We start from the raw sequence: 14,674 nt of genomic DNA, 5'->3' as shown, positions 1-14,674 counted from the left end.
GTAAAATTGTTACCTTTAAGACCGTGTCGGTCGGTTGGCCGAGTGGCCGGGTGAGCTAGCCGGTGGAGGCCGCTCTCACTGATCTAGTTACGTTGCGTCACTTGGACCCATCGTCCGGCGGCAGCCTGTCGTTAGTTCTCACGGACGTAAAACCCAAGTTAAGAAACCTGGGGGTTAGCGCGCGGCAGCGCCTTTCGGCAGGCAACCGCCGGCCTGCCTGAAGGCGTACGGCGGGGGCGAAGAGGCGCCCGGGCGGCGCTGGATCAGGTGACCGGCTGTGCTCAGTCGCCGAACCGGAGGTCGGCGAACCGCTCCCGCAAGGTCCGCTTGCTGAACTTGCCGACGCTGGTCTTGGGGATCTCGTCGAGGAAGACGATGTCGTCCGGCAGGCCCCACTTGTCCACCCGGCCGGCCAGGAAACTCTGCAGCTCGGCCTTGTCCGCCGAGTGATCGGCCTTGAGCACCACGCAGGCCAGCGGCCGTTCCATCCACCGCGAATGGGGGATCGCGATCACCGCTGCCTCGGCGACCGCCGGATGCGCCATGATCTGGTTCTCCAGCTCCACCGAGGAGATCCACTCGCCACCGGACTTGATCAGGTCCTTGGTGCGGTCGACCAGCCGCAGGTAGCCCAGCTCGGAGATCGCCGCGACATCGCCGGTGCGCAGCCAGCCGTCGGGAGAGAACTGCTCGCCCGGCTCGTCGGTCCGGTAGTACTGCCGGGCGATCCACGGGCCGCGGGTCTCCAGCTCGCCCGTGGCGTGGTCGTCCCAGGGCAGCTCCTCGCGGGTGTCGGGGTCCACGATCCGCATCTCCACCCCGCTCGGGGGCAGCCCGACGGTCGTGCGAAGCTCGGCCTTCTCCTCCTCGGGCAGGCTGGCATGCTCGGCGCGCAGCGTGCAGACGGTGCCCAGCGGAGACAGCTCCGTCATTCCCCAGGCCTGGGTGATCGGCAGCCCGATCGCCGCCCGCCAGCCCTCCGACAGCGCCTTGGGCACCGCGGAGCCGCCGCAGATCACGCTGCGCAGCGCCGACAGATCCCGGCCGGCCAGCAGCGGCAGCATTCCCATCCAGATGGTCGGCACGCCCGCGGTCAGGGTCACCCGCTCGTTCTCCAGCAGGTCCAGCAGCGCCGCCGGGGTCATGCCGGGGCCGGGCATCACCAGGCTGGCGCCGGCCATCACGCTGGCATAGGGCAGTCCCCAGGCCATCGCGTGGAACATCGGCACCACCGGCAGCAGGACGTCGGCGTCGTTGATGGCGAAGGTGGCGGGCACCTGGGTGGCCAGGGTGTGCAGGTAGGTGGACCGGTGGGAGTAGAGCACGCCCTTGGGATTGCCGGTGGTCCCGGTGGTGTAGCACAGCGCCGCCGCGGTCTGCTCGTCGGTGACCATGCCGGCGTAGTCGAGCTCCTCGCCGACCACGTCCTGCCACAGCACCACCCGGGGGTCCTCGGGCAGCGGGCTGGGCGCGCCGTCGTCGAAGACCACCACGTGCCGGACGCAGCCGAGCTTGGGCAGGTACTGCCCGAACAGCGGCAGCAGCGAGCGGTCGACGAAGACGATCTCGTCCTCGGCGTGCTCCACGGTGTAGATCAGCTGCTCGGGAAAGAGCCGGATGTTGAGGGTATGCAGCACCCGTCCGGTGCCTGGCACGCCGAAATACAGCGCGACGTGGTTGGCGGTGTTCCAGCCGAACGAGCCGACCCGGCCGTCTGCGGAGATGCCCAGCCGGTCGAGGATGCCGGCCACCTGGCGCGATCGCGCCGCCAGCCCGGCGAAGCTGATCCGCTCCTGGCCCTGCGCGAGCTGGGTGGTGACCGTCCGGCTGCTGCCGAACAGCCGCTCGCTGCGGCGCAGGATGTACTCGATGGTCAGGGGGAAGTCCTGCATCAACCCAAGCATCTGGTGATCCTGCTGCACCTCGGCGTCCGCGCGCAACCACGCGGCGGGCCTGCGACGGCGCGGTCTCGAGCGATCCCATCAGCCCGCGCGCCTGATCTGGAAGACCTGGGTGCTGACCCGGTCGGCGTCGAGGAAGCCGGCCGCGCCGCTGCGCCAGTGCGCCAGCGCCGGGTGGGCGCAGGCGTCGATGTCGAGAGCTCCGGCCAGGTAGGAGCGCACCGAGTGCCGACCGGGCACCGTGCTGTCGCCGTGATCGGTCCGTACGGTGATCCAGTTCGCGCGCTGGGGGTTGTCCGCGCCGTCCAGCTCGGGCACCACATCACCTTGGTTCTGCAGCGACAGCACCGACACCGAGGCGGGCACCGCGGCCAGGCCGATCGGGGAACCGGCGGTCACCAGGTGCGTCACCGTGTATCCCGCTGCCTGGAGCTCCCCGGCCAGCCGGGCCGCGATCATGCCGCCCTGGCTGTGGCCGACCAGCATGATCGGCTCGCCCGGCGACACCCCTGCCAGCCGCAGCGCCTGGATCACGCCGCGTTCGAAGACCGAGGACCGGTTGGCCAGCGCCCGCAGGTTCGTGCCGACATCGCTGACCTCGGGCGTCCGGCGTCCCGGGTCGAAGTTCCACATCGTGGTGCCGGTGATATCGACGATCACCCGGCGTCCGCCGGCGCCGTCGAGGGTCCGCACGTCGATCGAGCCACCGCCGTCGTTGTGCGAGCCGCGCAGCGCCAGCGCCCGCATCAGGTCGGCGGCTCCCCGAGGCGGCCCGCCGGCGTCACCGGTCGGCGCGGCGGGCCGGACGCTCACCTCGGCCGCGCCGTCGGGAAACGGGGTGGCCAGCAGGCCGGCCAGCCGGGCGGTGGACCCGGGCAGCGGCAGCCCGCCGCTGCCGGCGAAGGTCAGTAGCTGGACCGCGACGCCGACCAGGGCCGGATCGGCGCTGAGCCCGGCCTGCACGCCGACGCCGGACGGGGCGGCTGACCCGGCGAACGGGACCAGCGCCAGGGGCAACCGGTATCCGGCCCCCAGCACCGGGGCCATCCGCCGGTCCAGCCCGTCGACCGCCCGGTAGGAACCGGCGGCCAGCCGCAGGCCGGCCGAGAGGGACTGGCAACCGGCCAGGGTGGCCGCGGCCCCCGCTGTCGTGACGCCCGCCAGCGCCAGGATCTCGGCCGCTCCCGCAGGATCGAGCACTGCGGCGCCGATCAGCGCCGGATCGGCCAGTCGCCGGGCCAGCATGCCGAGCATGCCGGCGATCGAGTCGGCGGCCCCGTCCAGCGCCGAGGCGAAGGCGGCCAGCTGCTCGAAGTCGGCGGCGATCGAGCCGATGCCTCCGGAGACGGTGACCACGCCGCTCACGGCCCTCGCACCGCCCGGTCGACGCTGCCCAGCGCCGAGTGCGCCAGCCGGGCCACGGCAGCGGCGTGCCCGGCCGCCCGCTGCCGGTGTGCCCGGACCGCGGCAGCCAGCTCGGCCAGCCGCGAGCCGGACCGTCCCAGCTGCCCCAACAGCTCGTGCAGCACGGCCTGGAAGGCGCGGGCCCCGTCTGAGTGCCAGTGCAGCCCCTCGGCGCGGGACCGCAGCGCCGACCGCGCGCCGATCAGCTCGGCCGCGGCGCTCTCGAGCTCGCGGCTGAGCTGGTCGAGCCGGTCGAGATCCGGCAGCGGGATCGGCGCTGGGAGGTGCATGGCTCGACACTGCCGCGCAGCGGGGCGCCGGCGGTCCCGCCGGAGGAGATCTGTGGAGGACACGCGCCGCTGTGGACGGCCCCGGTCGCAGCGGCAGGGTTGGTGACAGGGCCGGCTTCGACACGGCAACCGGACGGCATTCTTGACAGACCGGCGTGGTTGAATGGCGGCAGCGAATCACACCGGTGCAATTACCCGCCAGCCACTGACCGCCACGCCCCGATGGGAGGCTGCATGGGACCCGCGTCCGCCGCCGACGATGCCGCCGCAGCGGGCGGCGCGCACCCGTCTTCGGCCACCGTCGACGGCGATGGCCTGAGCCGTCGCGACCGCGAGATCCTGGCCTTCGAGCGGCAATGGTGGAAGTACGCCGGCGCCAAGGAACAGGCCATCCGCGAACTGTTCGACATGTCGGCCACCCGCTACTACCAGGTTCTCAACGGCCTGATCGACACCCCCGAAGCGCTGGCCGCCGACCCGATGCTGGTGAAGCGGCTGCGCAGGCTGCGCGCCAGCCGTCAGCGGCAACGGTCTGCCCGGCGACTTGGGATCGAAGTTTGACGTAGTATTTACATCCGTGGCCCATATCGCTCCACCCCCTGCGACCCACCGACCCGCTGAGCGGCTGTTGGGCGCTCTGCTGTTGGTGCTGGGGCTGGTGCTGGCCTTCATCGCCTATTCCGCGCTCGGCCACCCCCACGGCCGCCAAGCCGGCCTGCTGCGGCCGCTGGCAAGCCCACCCGCAGGCGCGCCCGGGGCGGCCGCGGCGGCCGAACGCCCGGCCGCATCGCAGAGCCCGGTGGCCGGCGCTGCCGGCTACGGCGGATCCCGCGCGACCCAAGCCGCCCAGGGCAACCAGTCCCGCATCCCGTTGACCGTGCTGGACAACACCGGCCGTCCCGCCCTCGCCCGCGGCGCTGCCCAGCTGTTCCAGCGCGCTGGCTGGACCGTCACCGAGACCAGCACGTTCGACGGCGACATCCTGTCCACGGCGGCCTACTACGACCCCGAGATCGCCGGCGCCCGGGCCGCCGCCGAGGCGCTGCAGGTGCAGTTCCCGGTGATCCAGCGGGTCCGTCCGAAGTTCGACGGCCTGCCTTCGGGCCCCGTCGTCGTCGTCCTGACCCATGACTACAGTCAAGGGCAGACAACTTCATAGTTCCGCTCATCCAGAGGGGCAGAGGGACCGGCCCGTTGAAGCCCCGGCAACCACCACGAAAGACCCGCGCGCACTAACGCGCCCGGCCAGCTCGCTGGCCGTGCCTCGCGCAGGGCTCTCTCACGGAAGGTGCCAACTCCGGCCTGGCCACGCCGCGTTCGCGGGTGGCCCAGGAAAGATGAGGAGAAAGGGCCTCTTTCATGACCGCAACCATCCACCGTCCCAGCCCGTCGCCGGCCTCTGCCCTGGTCTGTCGCAACTGCGGCGCGGACTACCCGCTGGGCGCCCAGCACGCCTGCTTCGAATGCTTCGGCCCGCTGGAGGTCGGCTACGACGCCGGCCGGCTCGGCTCGGTCACCCGGCAGAGCATCGAGGCCGGCCCGCACTCGCTGTGGCGCTACGCGGGCCTGCTGCCGGCCGGCCAGGACCCGGCCACCCGGGTCGACTCCGGCACCGGCATGACGCCGCTGATCCGGGCCGACCGGCTCGCCGACCGACTCGGGTTCACCGCGCCGCTGTGGATCAAGGACGACTCGGCCAACCCGACCCACTCGTTCAAGGACCGGGTGGTCTCGGTGGCGATCACCGCCGCCCGCGAGCTCGGGTTCCGCCGGATCGCCTGCGCCTCCACCGGCAACCTCGCCAACTCCGTCGCCGCCCACGCCGCCCGGATCGGCATGGAGTCCATCGTCTTCGTGCCCGCGGACCTGGAGCTGGCCAAGATCACCCAGACCGCCGTCTACGGCGGCGTCCTGGTGGCGGTCGAGGGCTCCTACGACGACGTGAACCGGCTCTGCAGCGAGCTGGCCGAGACCGACGAGTTCGCCGAGACCGCGTTCGTCAACGTCAACGTCCGGCCCTACTACGCCGAGGGGTCCAAGACCCTGGGCTACGAGGTCGCCGAGCAGCTCGGCTGGCGGCTGCCCGACCAGGTGGTGGCTCCGATGGCGTCGGGCTCCCTGCTGACCAAGGTGCACAAGGCGTTCAAGGAGCTCGCCGCCATCGGGCTGGTGCAGCCACGGGACTACCGGGTGTACGGCGCCCAGTCCTCCGGCTGCTCGCCGATCGCGCACGCCTTCGAGACCGGCAGCGACACGGTGCTGCCGGTGCGCCCCACCGGCATCGCCAAGTCGCTCAACATCGGCAATCCGGCCGACGGGCCGTACGCCCTGGACGCCGTGCGCACAACCGGCGGCGCGATGGCCCACGTCGATGACGAGGAGATCCGGGCCGGCATCCAGCTGCTGGCCCAGACGACCGGGGTGTTCGCCGAGACCGCCGGCGGGGTCACCACCGCGGTCTGCAAGAAGCTGGTCGAGACCGGCCGGCTGGATCCCAGCCGCGAGACGGTGCTCTACAACACCGGCGACGGCCTCAAGACCCTGGACGCGGTGGCCGGCCGGGTGGCTCCCACGGCGGTCATCGCGCCCACGCTGAAGGGCATGCGCGCCGCCGGTTTGCTCTGATTTGGTGCTCGTCTGGTGCTCGGACATTAACGCGCTGTAACCGTCGGCAGCTAACTGACAGCAAATGCGCTGATCCGGTGGCGGGGGGCCCCGCTACCCGGTAATTTGCCGCTTGGTCGAGTGACGGGCGTTTCGCCAACGAAGGACCACGGTGGCGGCTGATTCAGCCAACGTGTGCTGAGCTGCCGGGACCGTGGAACGAAGACCCCGGCGCCACGAGGTGTGGCGGCCCGGTCGGAAGCCAGCAAGGAGTGCAGTGTGGCACAGGGCACCGTGAAGTGGTTCAACAACGAGAAGGGCTACGGCTTCATCGCCGTAGACGGGGGCCAGGACGTCTTCGTCCACTACAGCGCCATCCAGAGTGACGGTTACCGGTCACTGGAAGAGGGCCAGCGAGTGCAGTTCGAGGTGGCCCAGGGCCCCAAGGGCCCGCAGGCCGACGCCGTTCAGGTCGTCGGCTGAGCCTGGTTTGATCCGCGGCCTCGTCCCGTCATCGACGACGGGACGAGCCCGCGGCCCACGGCGCCCGGAGGTTGTTGCTCCTGCGCGCCGTCAACACTGCTGCTAGTCCGGCCTCGGGGCCAACCGGTCGAAGGTCAACCCGGTGTGGTGGCCGAGAAAGGCCAGCAGGTCGGTGCGCTCGGCTATCAAGGTCGAGCGCGACTTCCCTAGGCCATGCCCTGCGCTGGACTGCACCCGCAGGTAGGCGACCGCGTCCGGTGGGCTGACCGCCTGCAGCCGGGCGGCGAACTTGAAGCTGTGCGCCGGGACGACCCGGTCGTCGTGATCGGCCGTCATCACCAGGGTCGCCGGGTACCGGACGTCCGGACGCAGCCGGTGATAGGGCGAGTAGGCGTACAGGACGTCGAACTCGGCCCGGCTGCGGCTGGCCATCCCGTAGTCCGATGCCCAGAACCAGCCGATGGTGAACCGCTCGTAGCGCAGCATGTCCATCACCCCGACCTGCGGAACCGCCGCCGCGAACAGCTCCGGCCGCTGGGTCATCAGCGCGCCCACCAGCAGCCCGCCGTTGGACCCGCCGTTGACGGCCAGCCGGTCGGGCGTCGTCCAGCCGGTGGCGATCAGGTGCTCCGCGGTGGCGATCGCATCGTCGAAGACGTTCTGCTTGCGCGCCAGCCGACCGGCGTCGTGCCAGTCGGCGCCGTACTCGCCGCCGCCGCGCAGGGTAGCCACCACCCAGACCCCACCGGCCTCGGCGAAGGTGGCGATGCCGGGGGAGAACTCCGGGGCCACGCTGACATTGAAGCCGCCGTAGCCGTAGAGCGTGCACGGATGCGGACCGTTGTCGGGCGTGATGTCGGCCCGGTGCACCACGAAAGCCGGCAGCCTCGTCCCGTCGGCGCTGGTGACCCAGATCTGGTCGGTGACGAGGTCCGGGGACCGGGTGCCGGCGGCCGCGTCGAAGACCACCGAGGTGTTCCCGGTGGCCAGGTCGTGCGCCAGGATCCGGGTCGGCGCCTGGTAGGAGGAGAAGGCCAGGTGCACCAGGGACGAGTCGGTGCTGCCGGTCAGCTCGCCGACGCTGCCCAGGCCGGGGAGGTCGATCCCGCCGGTCTGGTCGCCGTCCAGGTCGTGCACCGTGATGGCCGACCGCGCGTCTGCCAGCCAGCTCACGACCAGCGCGTTGCCCGCCGCCACGGCAGTGAGCAGCAGGTCATCCCGCTCGGCGATCAGGGTGCTGAACTCACCAGACCGCGGGTCCACCAGCACCACCTGACCGCGCGCGGCCCCGGAGTCGGTGCGCATGACCAGCCCGGCAGGAACCGTGGTGACGAACTCCCACTCTGTGTGGGTCGGCTCGATGAGCTGGCGAAGCTCGCTGCCCGGCTCACTCAGGTCCCTGGCCCAGACCGAGCGGGTGTCGGTCGCGGAGTCGCTGACGACCATGACCAGCCAGCGCCCCTGATCGTCGATCCAGGGTCGGAACAAGGCGCTGGGCTGCTCGGGCAGCGCGAAGAGCAGCTCGTCCTGCTCCTGCGCGGTCGCGATCCGGTGCAGCATCAGCCGCGGGGCAGCGGAGGGGGCGGAGTAGATGTCGTCCGGATCGGTCGGCGGGGCCACCGCGTAGACGAACCCGCTGGAGTCGCCCAGCCACTGCGGTGCGACGAACTTGGCCCACCGAAGGTCGTCGACCAGGTCGGCGCCGGTCTCCAGTGAGCGCACCCGCCACCGCAACCAGTCGCTGCCGGACTCCTGATAGGACCAGGCGATCAGCTCGCCACTGTGGTCGGGCACCCCGATGGCGAGCGAGGTACTGCCGTCGGCTGCCGCCAGGTTCGGGTCCACCAGCACCTTGCCCTCGCCCATCGGCTCGCCGGCCACCCGCAGGACGGCCTGCTGCTGGACGCCGTCATTGGTCACCCGGAACCACCGGCCGCCGCGCAGCGAGGGTGGGGTCGAACTGGGCAACGCCAACAGCTGGCCCAGCCGGGCCGCGAGCTCGGCGCGGCCGGGCAGGCCCTGCAGGTACTCCTCGGCGGCATCGGCCTGGGCGCGGGCCCAGTCGCTGACCTCGGCGCTGGTCTGGTCCTCCAGCCACCGGTAGGGGTCCTCGACGGCGACGCCGTGGAAGTCGTCCACCTGCTGCACCGTCCGGGTTTCGGGAAAGCTCATGCCGGCAGTATGCCGTGGCGCCCGGCCGGGTCGGCGGGAGCGGGAGCTCCGGCGCCGTGCCGAGAACCTTGCACTCGTCGGACCCGAGTGCTAAACCTGACTTAGCACTCGGGTACTGTGAGTGCTAAGCCGATCGTGATGAGGCGCTCTCCGATACGGGCGCCGGCCGTCGCGGGCATCTCAGGTCGGTCGATGGCTGGTCAGTGATTCAGCACGAGTCAAGTAAAGGACGACACGCATGGCTAAGTTGATCGCGTTCAACGAGGAGGCCCGTCGCGGCCTCGAGCGCGGCATGAACATCCTTGCCGACGCAGTAAAGGTGACGCTGGGCCCGAAGGGCCGCAACGTCGTGCTGGAGAAGAAGTGGGGAGCCCCCACCATCACCAACGACGGGGTCTCGATCGCCAAGGAGATCGAGCTCGAAGACCCGTACGAGAAGATCGGCGCCGAGCTCGTCAAGGAGGTCGCCAAGAAGACCGACGACGTCGCCGGCGACGGAACCACCACCGCCACCGTGCTCGCCCAGGCGCTGGTTCGCGAGGGCCTGCGCAACGTCGCGGCCGGCGCCAACCCGATGAGCCTCAAGCGGGGCATCGAGGCCGCGGTCGCCGCGGTCACCGAGCACCTGCTCAATGTCGCCAAGCCGGTCGAGACCAAGGAGCAGATCGCTGCCACCGCCTCGATCTCGGCCGCTGACACCACCGTCGGCGAACTCATCGCCGAGGCGATGGACAAGGTCGGCAAGGAAGGCGTCATCACCGTCGAGGAGAGCAACACCTTCGGCCTGGAGCTCGAGCTCACCGAGGGCATGCGCTTCGACAAGGGCTACATCAGCGCCTACTTCGTGACGGACACCGAGCGCATGGAAGCGCAGATGGACGACCCGTACATCCTCATCCACGAGGGCAAGATCTCCAACGTCAAGGACCTGCTGCCGCTGCTGGAGAAGGTCATGCAGTCCGGCAAGCCGCTGGCGATCATCGCCGAGGACGTCGATGGCGAGGCGCTGTCCACCCTGGTCGTCAACAAGATCCGGGGCACCTTCAAGTCCGTCGCCGTGAAGGCTCCGGGCTTCGGTGACCGCCGCAAGGCCATGCTGCAGGACATCGCGATCCTGACCGGTGGCCAGGTCATCTCCGAGACGGTCGGCCTCAAGCTGGAGACCGCAGGCCTGGAGCTGCTGGGCCGGGCCCGCAAGGTCACCCTCTCCAAGGACGAGACCACCATCGTCGAGGGCGCCGGTGACGCCGACCAGATCCAGGGCCGGGTCAACCAGATCCGGGCCGAGATCGAGCACTCGGACTCCGACTACGACCGGGAGAAGCTGCAGGAGCGGCTGGCCAAGCTGGCCGGCGGCGTCGCGGTCATCAAGGTCGGCGCTGCGACCGAGGTCGAGCTCAAGGAGCGCAAGCACCGCATCGAGGACGCCGTCCGCAACGCCAAGGCCGCCGTCGAAGAGGGCATCCTGGCCGGTGGTGGCGTCGCGCTGCTGCAGGCCGCGACCACCGCGTTCGAGAAGCTCGAGCTCACCGGCGACGAGGCCACCGGGGCGAACATCGTCCGGGTCGCGCTGTCGGCTCCGCTGAAGCAGATCGCCATCAACGCCGGCCTTGAGGGCGGCGTCGTGGCGGAGAAGGTCGCGGGCCTGCCGCAGGGCCACGGCCTGAACGCCGCGACCGGCGAGTACGGCGACATGCTGGCCGCCGGCGTGCCGGACCCGGCGAAGGTGGTGCGCTCCGCGCTGCAGAACGCCGCCTCCATCGCCGCGCTGTTCCTGACCACCGAAGCCGTGGTGGCCGACAAGCCGGAGAAGGCGTCGGCTCCGGCCGGCGGCGGTCCGGACATGGGCGGCATGGACTTCTAAGTCCTGCTCACCGCTAGGTTCATCGCTGGGCGGGTTCGGGTCTTCGGACCCGGGCCCGCCCAGCTCTTTTGGTTGGCGAGCTTCTGCTGGCGCTGAGCCGGGTGAGCTTCTGCTGGCGCCGCTGGGCCGGACGAGTTTCTGCTGGCGCCGCTGGGCCGGCCGAGCTCCCCCGGGACCGCGCTGCTAGACGGCGAGCTGCCTGCGGACGGCGGCCGCGGCTCGGGCGCCAGAGGCCAGCGCCCCCTGCTGGGACGCCGTGTCGCGGTGGTCACCGGCCACGAACAGGGTGTCGGACAGCCGTACCTGCTGGCGCACGTCCAGCGGCGGGCGCATCGACGAAGTCGGTGACGATCCGGCCGCCAGGCCGCTCGGCCGCCTCCAGCAGCAGCACCTGCAGGCCCGCCCGGGTCAGCTCGATGGCGGCCGAGAGCCCGGCCAGCCCGGCGCCCACGATGACGACATCGGCATCACCCGCACCCTGGGCGCGCATCGCCGCTAGCCCGCGATCGGCGCTGACCGCCACCGGCGGCCGGAGACCCGGCCGGGCTCGCCGTCCGGGCCCGCCCACCCGTCCCAGCCGCGGGCGCCCTCGTTCAGGACGGTGTCGAGTAGCTCCAGCTGCACCCAGCCCACGCTAGCAGCGGCGCGAAGGGCGGATCCCCATGCCAGACCGTGAGCCGAGCCCCCTGCCGACCCCCTGGGACAAGCCGGACGCCTCATCGGAGATGATCTCGCTATGAAGATGCGTCTCGAGACCACCTCTGCAGCCACCGTGGAGCAGATCTTCGCCAGCCGGGTCGAGCAGAGCGTCCGGGAACGGGCCTGCCAGGAGTCCGGGGCGCTGTCCTTCCAGGTCGCGATCGAGCAGACGCCGGACGGCGGCGCCCGGGTTCAGGTGCAGCGGGAGATGGCGCCGCAGGTGCCCGACTTCATCCGCAGGTTCGTCGGCGACAGCATCTCGATCAGCCAGGTGGAGCAGTGGAGCCCGCCCGGGCCGACCGGCGTCCGGACGGCGGTGGTGAACGTCATCGTCAAGGGGCAGCCGGCCACCATGACCGGCTCGATGGTGCTCTCACCCGCGCCGAAGGGCTCGACCGAGCTGGTGACCGGCGAGGTCAAGGTCGCCATCCCGTTCCTGGGCCGGCAGATCGAGCCCGAGATCGTGAAGGTGATCGAGGCCGCGCTGCGCATCGAGCAGCGGGTGGGGCAGGACTGGGTGCGCCAGAACGGCTGAGGACCCGGACAGCCCACCGGTTGATCCGCATGCCGATCAGGAACACCACCACGTCGGCGTCGTGATCGGCTGTGATGGACTCTGCGATGGGAGCGGAGGCCACGGGGATTCTCTTAGATAGTGCCACTGTTCAATTTAGGATGGCGCCGCTATCCACTGTGTCAAAGGGGACCCGTGCGAATCTCAGAGCTTGCCCGGCAGAGTGGCCTGCCGGTCGCGACGATCAAGTTCTACCTGCGGGAGGGATTGCTCCCGCCGGGCGCTCCGGTCTCGCGGACCCAGGCCGAGTACAGCGACGCCCATCTGGAGCGGCTACGGCTGATCCGGGCGCTGCGCGACATCGCCGACCTGCCGGTGGCCACCGTCGGGACGGTGCTGGCCGCGGTGGACGACGAGGAGCTGCCACTGCTCGACCTGCTGGGCGTCACCCAGACGGCGGTGGCCGGCGCCAAGACCTCGGCATCGGCCAGCGAGGTCGGCGTCGAGCTCGCTGGCCAGCTGCTGGCCGATCTGGACTGGACGCTCACCACGGATTCGCCGCTGGTGGAATCGCTGGCCCGGGTGCTGGACGTGCTGCGGGGCGAGGGCGAGCCGGTGGACGCCGAAAGCCTCCGGCCGTGGGCAGACGCGGCCCGAGCGGTCGCCGAGGTCGAGATGGACCACATCCCGGTGGAGGCGCCGAGGGCCGAGGCCGCCCACACCGTCGCCGTCGGCACGGTGATCTATGGCGAGCTGCTGGCCCAGCTGCGGCTGGCGGCGCAGGAGGCGGTCAGCCTGGCCCGGTTCGGTGGCGAGGCGGAACCGGTGGAGGAGCCGGCGCCGAAGCGCAGCCGGCGTGCCCACCCGGAGCCGGCCCCGAAGCGCAGTCGAGGCCAGCAGCCGGAATCGGCGTAGTAGCGCTCAGTCCCCGCGCAGCCGGGCGGCCGCGCTCTCCGGGGTGACGTCGTTGATCCACACCGCGGCCCCGGACTCAGAGCCCGCCAGGTACTTCAGCTTGCCCGCGGCCCGCCGGATGGTGAACACCTCGGTGCCCAGGTGCCAGCTGTCGGCGAACTGCCGGACCGGCGCCTGGTGCCAGCCGGCGATGTAGGGCGTCGGGGTGTCGAACAGCCGGTCGAAGCGCTGCAGCAGGTCCAGGTAGCTGCGCGCCAGGTCGTCGCGCTCGTCCTCGGTGAGCTCGGGCAGGCTCCCGACATGGCGGTTGGCGATCAGCCTGGCCTCGTAGGGCCAGCGGGCCGCGAACGGCACCAGCGCCGTCCAGTGCTCGGTCCGGCTGATGATCCGGTCGCCGGCCTTGATCTCCTGCCGCAGCAGCTCACACCGCAGGCAGTCACCGTGCTCGTCCCGGTAGTCCGCCGCGGCCTTGGCCGCCCGCAGCATCCGCGGCGGCACGAACGGGTAGCCGTAGATCTGGCCGTGCGGGTGCGACAGCGTCACGCCGATCTCCTCGCCCCGGTTCTCGAAGCAGAAGACGTACTCCACCTCGGGCAGCCGGCTCAGCTCCGCGGTCCGGTCGGCGAGGGCGTCGATCACCGTCCGGGCGTGCTGCTGGCTGAGCTGGGCGAAGGAGGTGTCGTGGTCGCTGGTGAAGCACACCACCTCGCAGCGCCCGGTGCCGGGACCGGAGCTGAACGGGAAGTCCTCCACCACGGCGAACGACTCGGCGGACTCGGTGGCCAGCGACGGGAACCGGTTCTCGAACACCGCCACGTCGTAGTCCGCGGCCGGGATCTCGGTGGCCTTGCCGTCCTTGCTGGGGCACAGCGGGCAGAGGCTGACCGGCGGCTTGTAGGTGCGCGACTGCCGGTGCCCGGCGATCACGGCCCACTCGCTGAACAGCGGGTCCCAGCGGATCTGGGACGAGGTGGCGGTCTCGGGCAGCTCCCGGGTGTCGGTGGCTACCCGGTCGGCGTCCTCGGCCAGGTCGTAGTAGAAGAGGTCCCGGCCGTCGGCGAGGCCCTGGTGCTGCCGGTAGGTCATGATCTGCTGCCTTCCGTTGCGGCGGGCACGACAACGAGCTCGCCGACCGCGTCGCCCAGCACGGCACGTGCCTCCTCGGGCAGGCCGTCATCGGTGATCAGGACGTCGGCGGTCGACAGCGGGCCGAAGTCGGCCAGCCCGACCGTCCCCCATTTGGACGAGTCGGCCACCACGATCACCACCTGCGCCCGTTCGATCAGGGACCGGTTGGTCTCGGCCTCGGCGAGGTTCGGGGTGGTGAAACCGGCCACGGCGTCCATGCCGTGCACGCCGAGGAACAGCTGATCGAAGTGCAGCGACCGGATGGTGGTGTCGGCGACCGGGCCGACCAGCGCCGCGCTCGGGGTGCGCACGCCGCCGGTGAGGATCACCGTCTGCTTGGCGCCGTCGGACGCGCCGATGGTGTCGGCCACCGCGGTGGAGTTGGTCACCACGGTCAGCTCGGGGATCGAGGCGATGTAGCGTCCCAGCGCCCAGGTGGTGGTGCCGGCCGACAGCGCGATGGCAGCTCCCGGCGCGATCATCCGGGCGGCACGGGCGGCGATCGCCTGCTTGGCGGGCTGGGCCAGGCCGCTCTTGGCCTCGAAGCCGGGCTCCTCGGTGACATGGCTGCCGAGCACCGCGCCGCCGTGCACCTTCTGGATCGCGCCGGCCGCCGACAGCTGGTCGAGGTCGCGGCGGATCGTCATGTCGGACACCTGGAGGTCCTGCGCGACCTGGCGGGAGGAGACGTAGCCCTGGT

15 protein-coding genes and 1 riboswitch are annotated in these 14,674 nt (G+C 71.1%); of the genes, 7 read left to right on the top strand and 8 right to left on the bottom strand.

The window, feature by feature from the left end; genetic code table 11:
* Window positions 1–281: 281 nt before the first annotated feature.
* The 3 genes from VF612_RS13790 to VF612_RS13780 all read right to left on the bottom strand — a co-directional run bounded on the left by VF612_RS13790 (window position 282) and on the right by VF612_RS13780 (window position 3,595).
* On the bottom strand, window positions 282–1,904 hold the full coding sequence (locus tag VF612_RS13790; RefSeq protein ID WP_408660426.1) for a long-chain fatty acid--CoA ligase: 1,623 nt from the start codon (window positions 1,902–1,904) through the stop codon (window positions 282–284).
* Between the two features lie 78 nt (window positions 1,905–1,982).
* On the bottom strand, window positions 1,983–3,266 hold the full coding sequence (locus VF612_RS13785; protein WP_408660425.1) for a hypothetical protein: 1,284 nt from the start codon (window positions 3,264–3,266) through the stop codon (window positions 1,983–1,985).
* Window positions 3,263–3,595, bottom strand: a complete 333-nt coding sequence (locus VF612_RS13780) for a WXG100 family type VII secretion target (RefSeq protein WP_408660424.1) — start codon at window positions 3,593–3,595, stop codon at window positions 3,263–3,265. The genes VF612_RS13785 and VF612_RS13780 overlap by 4 nt, the downstream gene beginning before the upstream one ends.
* Window positions 3,596–3,829: 234 nt before the next feature.
* Here VF612_RS13780 and VF612_RS13775 point away from each other — a divergent pair, with 234 nt between their 5' ends.
* From VF612_RS13775 to VF612_RS13760, 4 genes are all read left to right on the top strand, one after another.
* Complete coding sequence (locus tag VF612_RS13775) at window positions 3,830–4,156, top strand: DUF3263 domain-containing protein (protein WP_408660423.1); 327 nt, start codon at window positions 3,830–3,832, stop codon at window positions 4,154–4,156.
* A gap of 67 nt (window positions 4,157–4,223) precedes the next feature.
* The gene (locus VF612_RS13770) at window positions 4,224–4,754 is read left to right on the top strand and encodes a LytR C-terminal domain-containing protein (protein WP_408660422.1); all 531 of its coding nucleotides are present in this window, start codon (window positions 4,224–4,226) and stop codon (window positions 4,752–4,754) included.
* A gap of 3 nt (window positions 4,755–4,757) precedes the next feature.
* Window positions 4,758–4,939, top strand: a riboswitch (SAM riboswitch).
* Between the two features lie 15 nt (window positions 4,940–4,954).
* A complete protein-coding gene (gene thrC, locus VF612_RS13765; protein ID WP_408660421.1) occupies window positions 4,955–6,220 on the top strand; it encodes a threonine synthase in 1,266 nt (421 codons plus the stop codon).
* A 258-nt stretch (window positions 6,221–6,478) separates the two neighbouring features.
* On the top strand, window positions 6,479–6,682 hold the full coding sequence (locus VF612_RS13760; protein WP_408660420.1) for a cold-shock protein: 204 nt from the start codon (window positions 6,479–6,481) through the stop codon (window positions 6,680–6,682).
* Between the two features lie 102 nt (window positions 6,683–6,784).
* Here the strand turns inward: VF612_RS13760 and VF612_RS13755 are convergent, their stop codons facing one another.
* Window positions 6,785–8,854, bottom strand: a complete 2,070-nt coding sequence (locus VF612_RS13755; RefSeq protein ID WP_408660419.1) for a prolyl oligopeptidase family serine peptidase — start codon at window positions 8,852–8,854, stop codon at window positions 6,785–6,787.
* 238 nt (window positions 8,855–9,092) lie between these two features.
* Between VF612_RS13755 and groL the strand changes: the two genes are divergently transcribed.
* Window positions 9,093–10,718, top strand: a complete 1,626-nt coding sequence (groL, locus tag VF612_RS13750) for a chaperonin GroEL (RefSeq protein WP_408660418.1) — start codon at window positions 9,093–9,095, stop codon at window positions 10,716–10,718.
* A 268-nt stretch (window positions 10,719–10,986) separates the two neighbouring features.
* Here groL and VF612_RS13745 read toward each other — a convergent pair whose 3' ends face one another.
* Both VF612_RS13745 and VF612_RS13740 read right to left on the bottom strand, forming a co-directional pair.
* Window positions 10,987–11,208, bottom strand: coding sequence for an FAD-dependent oxidoreductase (locus VF612_RS13745; RefSeq protein WP_408660417.1), 222 nt, complete (start codon window positions 11,206–11,208; stop codon window positions 10,987–10,989).
* A 5-nt stretch (window positions 11,209–11,213) separates the two neighbouring features.
* A complete protein-coding gene (locus VF612_RS13740; protein ID WP_408660416.1) occupies window positions 11,214–11,342 on the bottom strand; it encodes a hypothetical protein in 129 nt (42 codons plus the stop codon).
* Between the two features lie 112 nt (window positions 11,343–11,454).
* On the opposite strand from VF612_RS13740, the gene VF612_RS13735 reads away from it, so the two are divergent.
* Window positions 11,455–11,952, top strand: coding sequence for a DUF2505 domain-containing protein (locus VF612_RS13735; RefSeq protein WP_408660415.1), 498 nt, complete (start codon window positions 11,455–11,457; stop codon window positions 11,950–11,952).
* 174 nt (window positions 11,953–12,126) lie between these two features.
* A complete protein-coding gene (locus VF612_RS13730; RefSeq protein ID WP_408660414.1) occupies window positions 12,127–12,846 on the top strand; it encodes a MerR family transcriptional regulator in 720 nt (239 codons plus the stop codon).
* Window positions 12,847–12,852: 6 nt separating this feature from the next.
* Here VF612_RS13730 and galT read toward each other — a convergent pair whose 3' ends face one another.
* Together galT and VF612_RS13720 are read right to left on the bottom strand one after the other, a co-directional pair.
* Window positions 12,853–13,932, bottom strand: coding sequence for a galactose-1-phosphate uridylyltransferase (gene galT / locus VF612_RS13725; protein ID WP_408660413.1), 1,080 nt, complete (start codon window positions 13,930–13,932; stop codon window positions 12,853–12,855).
* Window positions 13,929–14,674 (bottom strand): DeoR/GlpR family DNA-binding transcription regulator (locus VF612_RS13720; RefSeq protein WP_408660412.1); only part of this gene is annotated, 746 nt, incomplete at its 5' end. The genes VF612_RS13720 and galT, both read right to left, overlap by 4 nt.

The organism is Jatrophihabitans sp., from assembly GCF_036388195.1.
GTDB lineage: Bacteria > Actinomycetota > Actinomycetes > Mycobacteriales > Jatrophihabitantaceae > Jatrophihabitans_A.
Note: the sequence above shows the minus strand (reverse complement) of the source record. Positions and strands in the feature narration are given on the sequence as shown.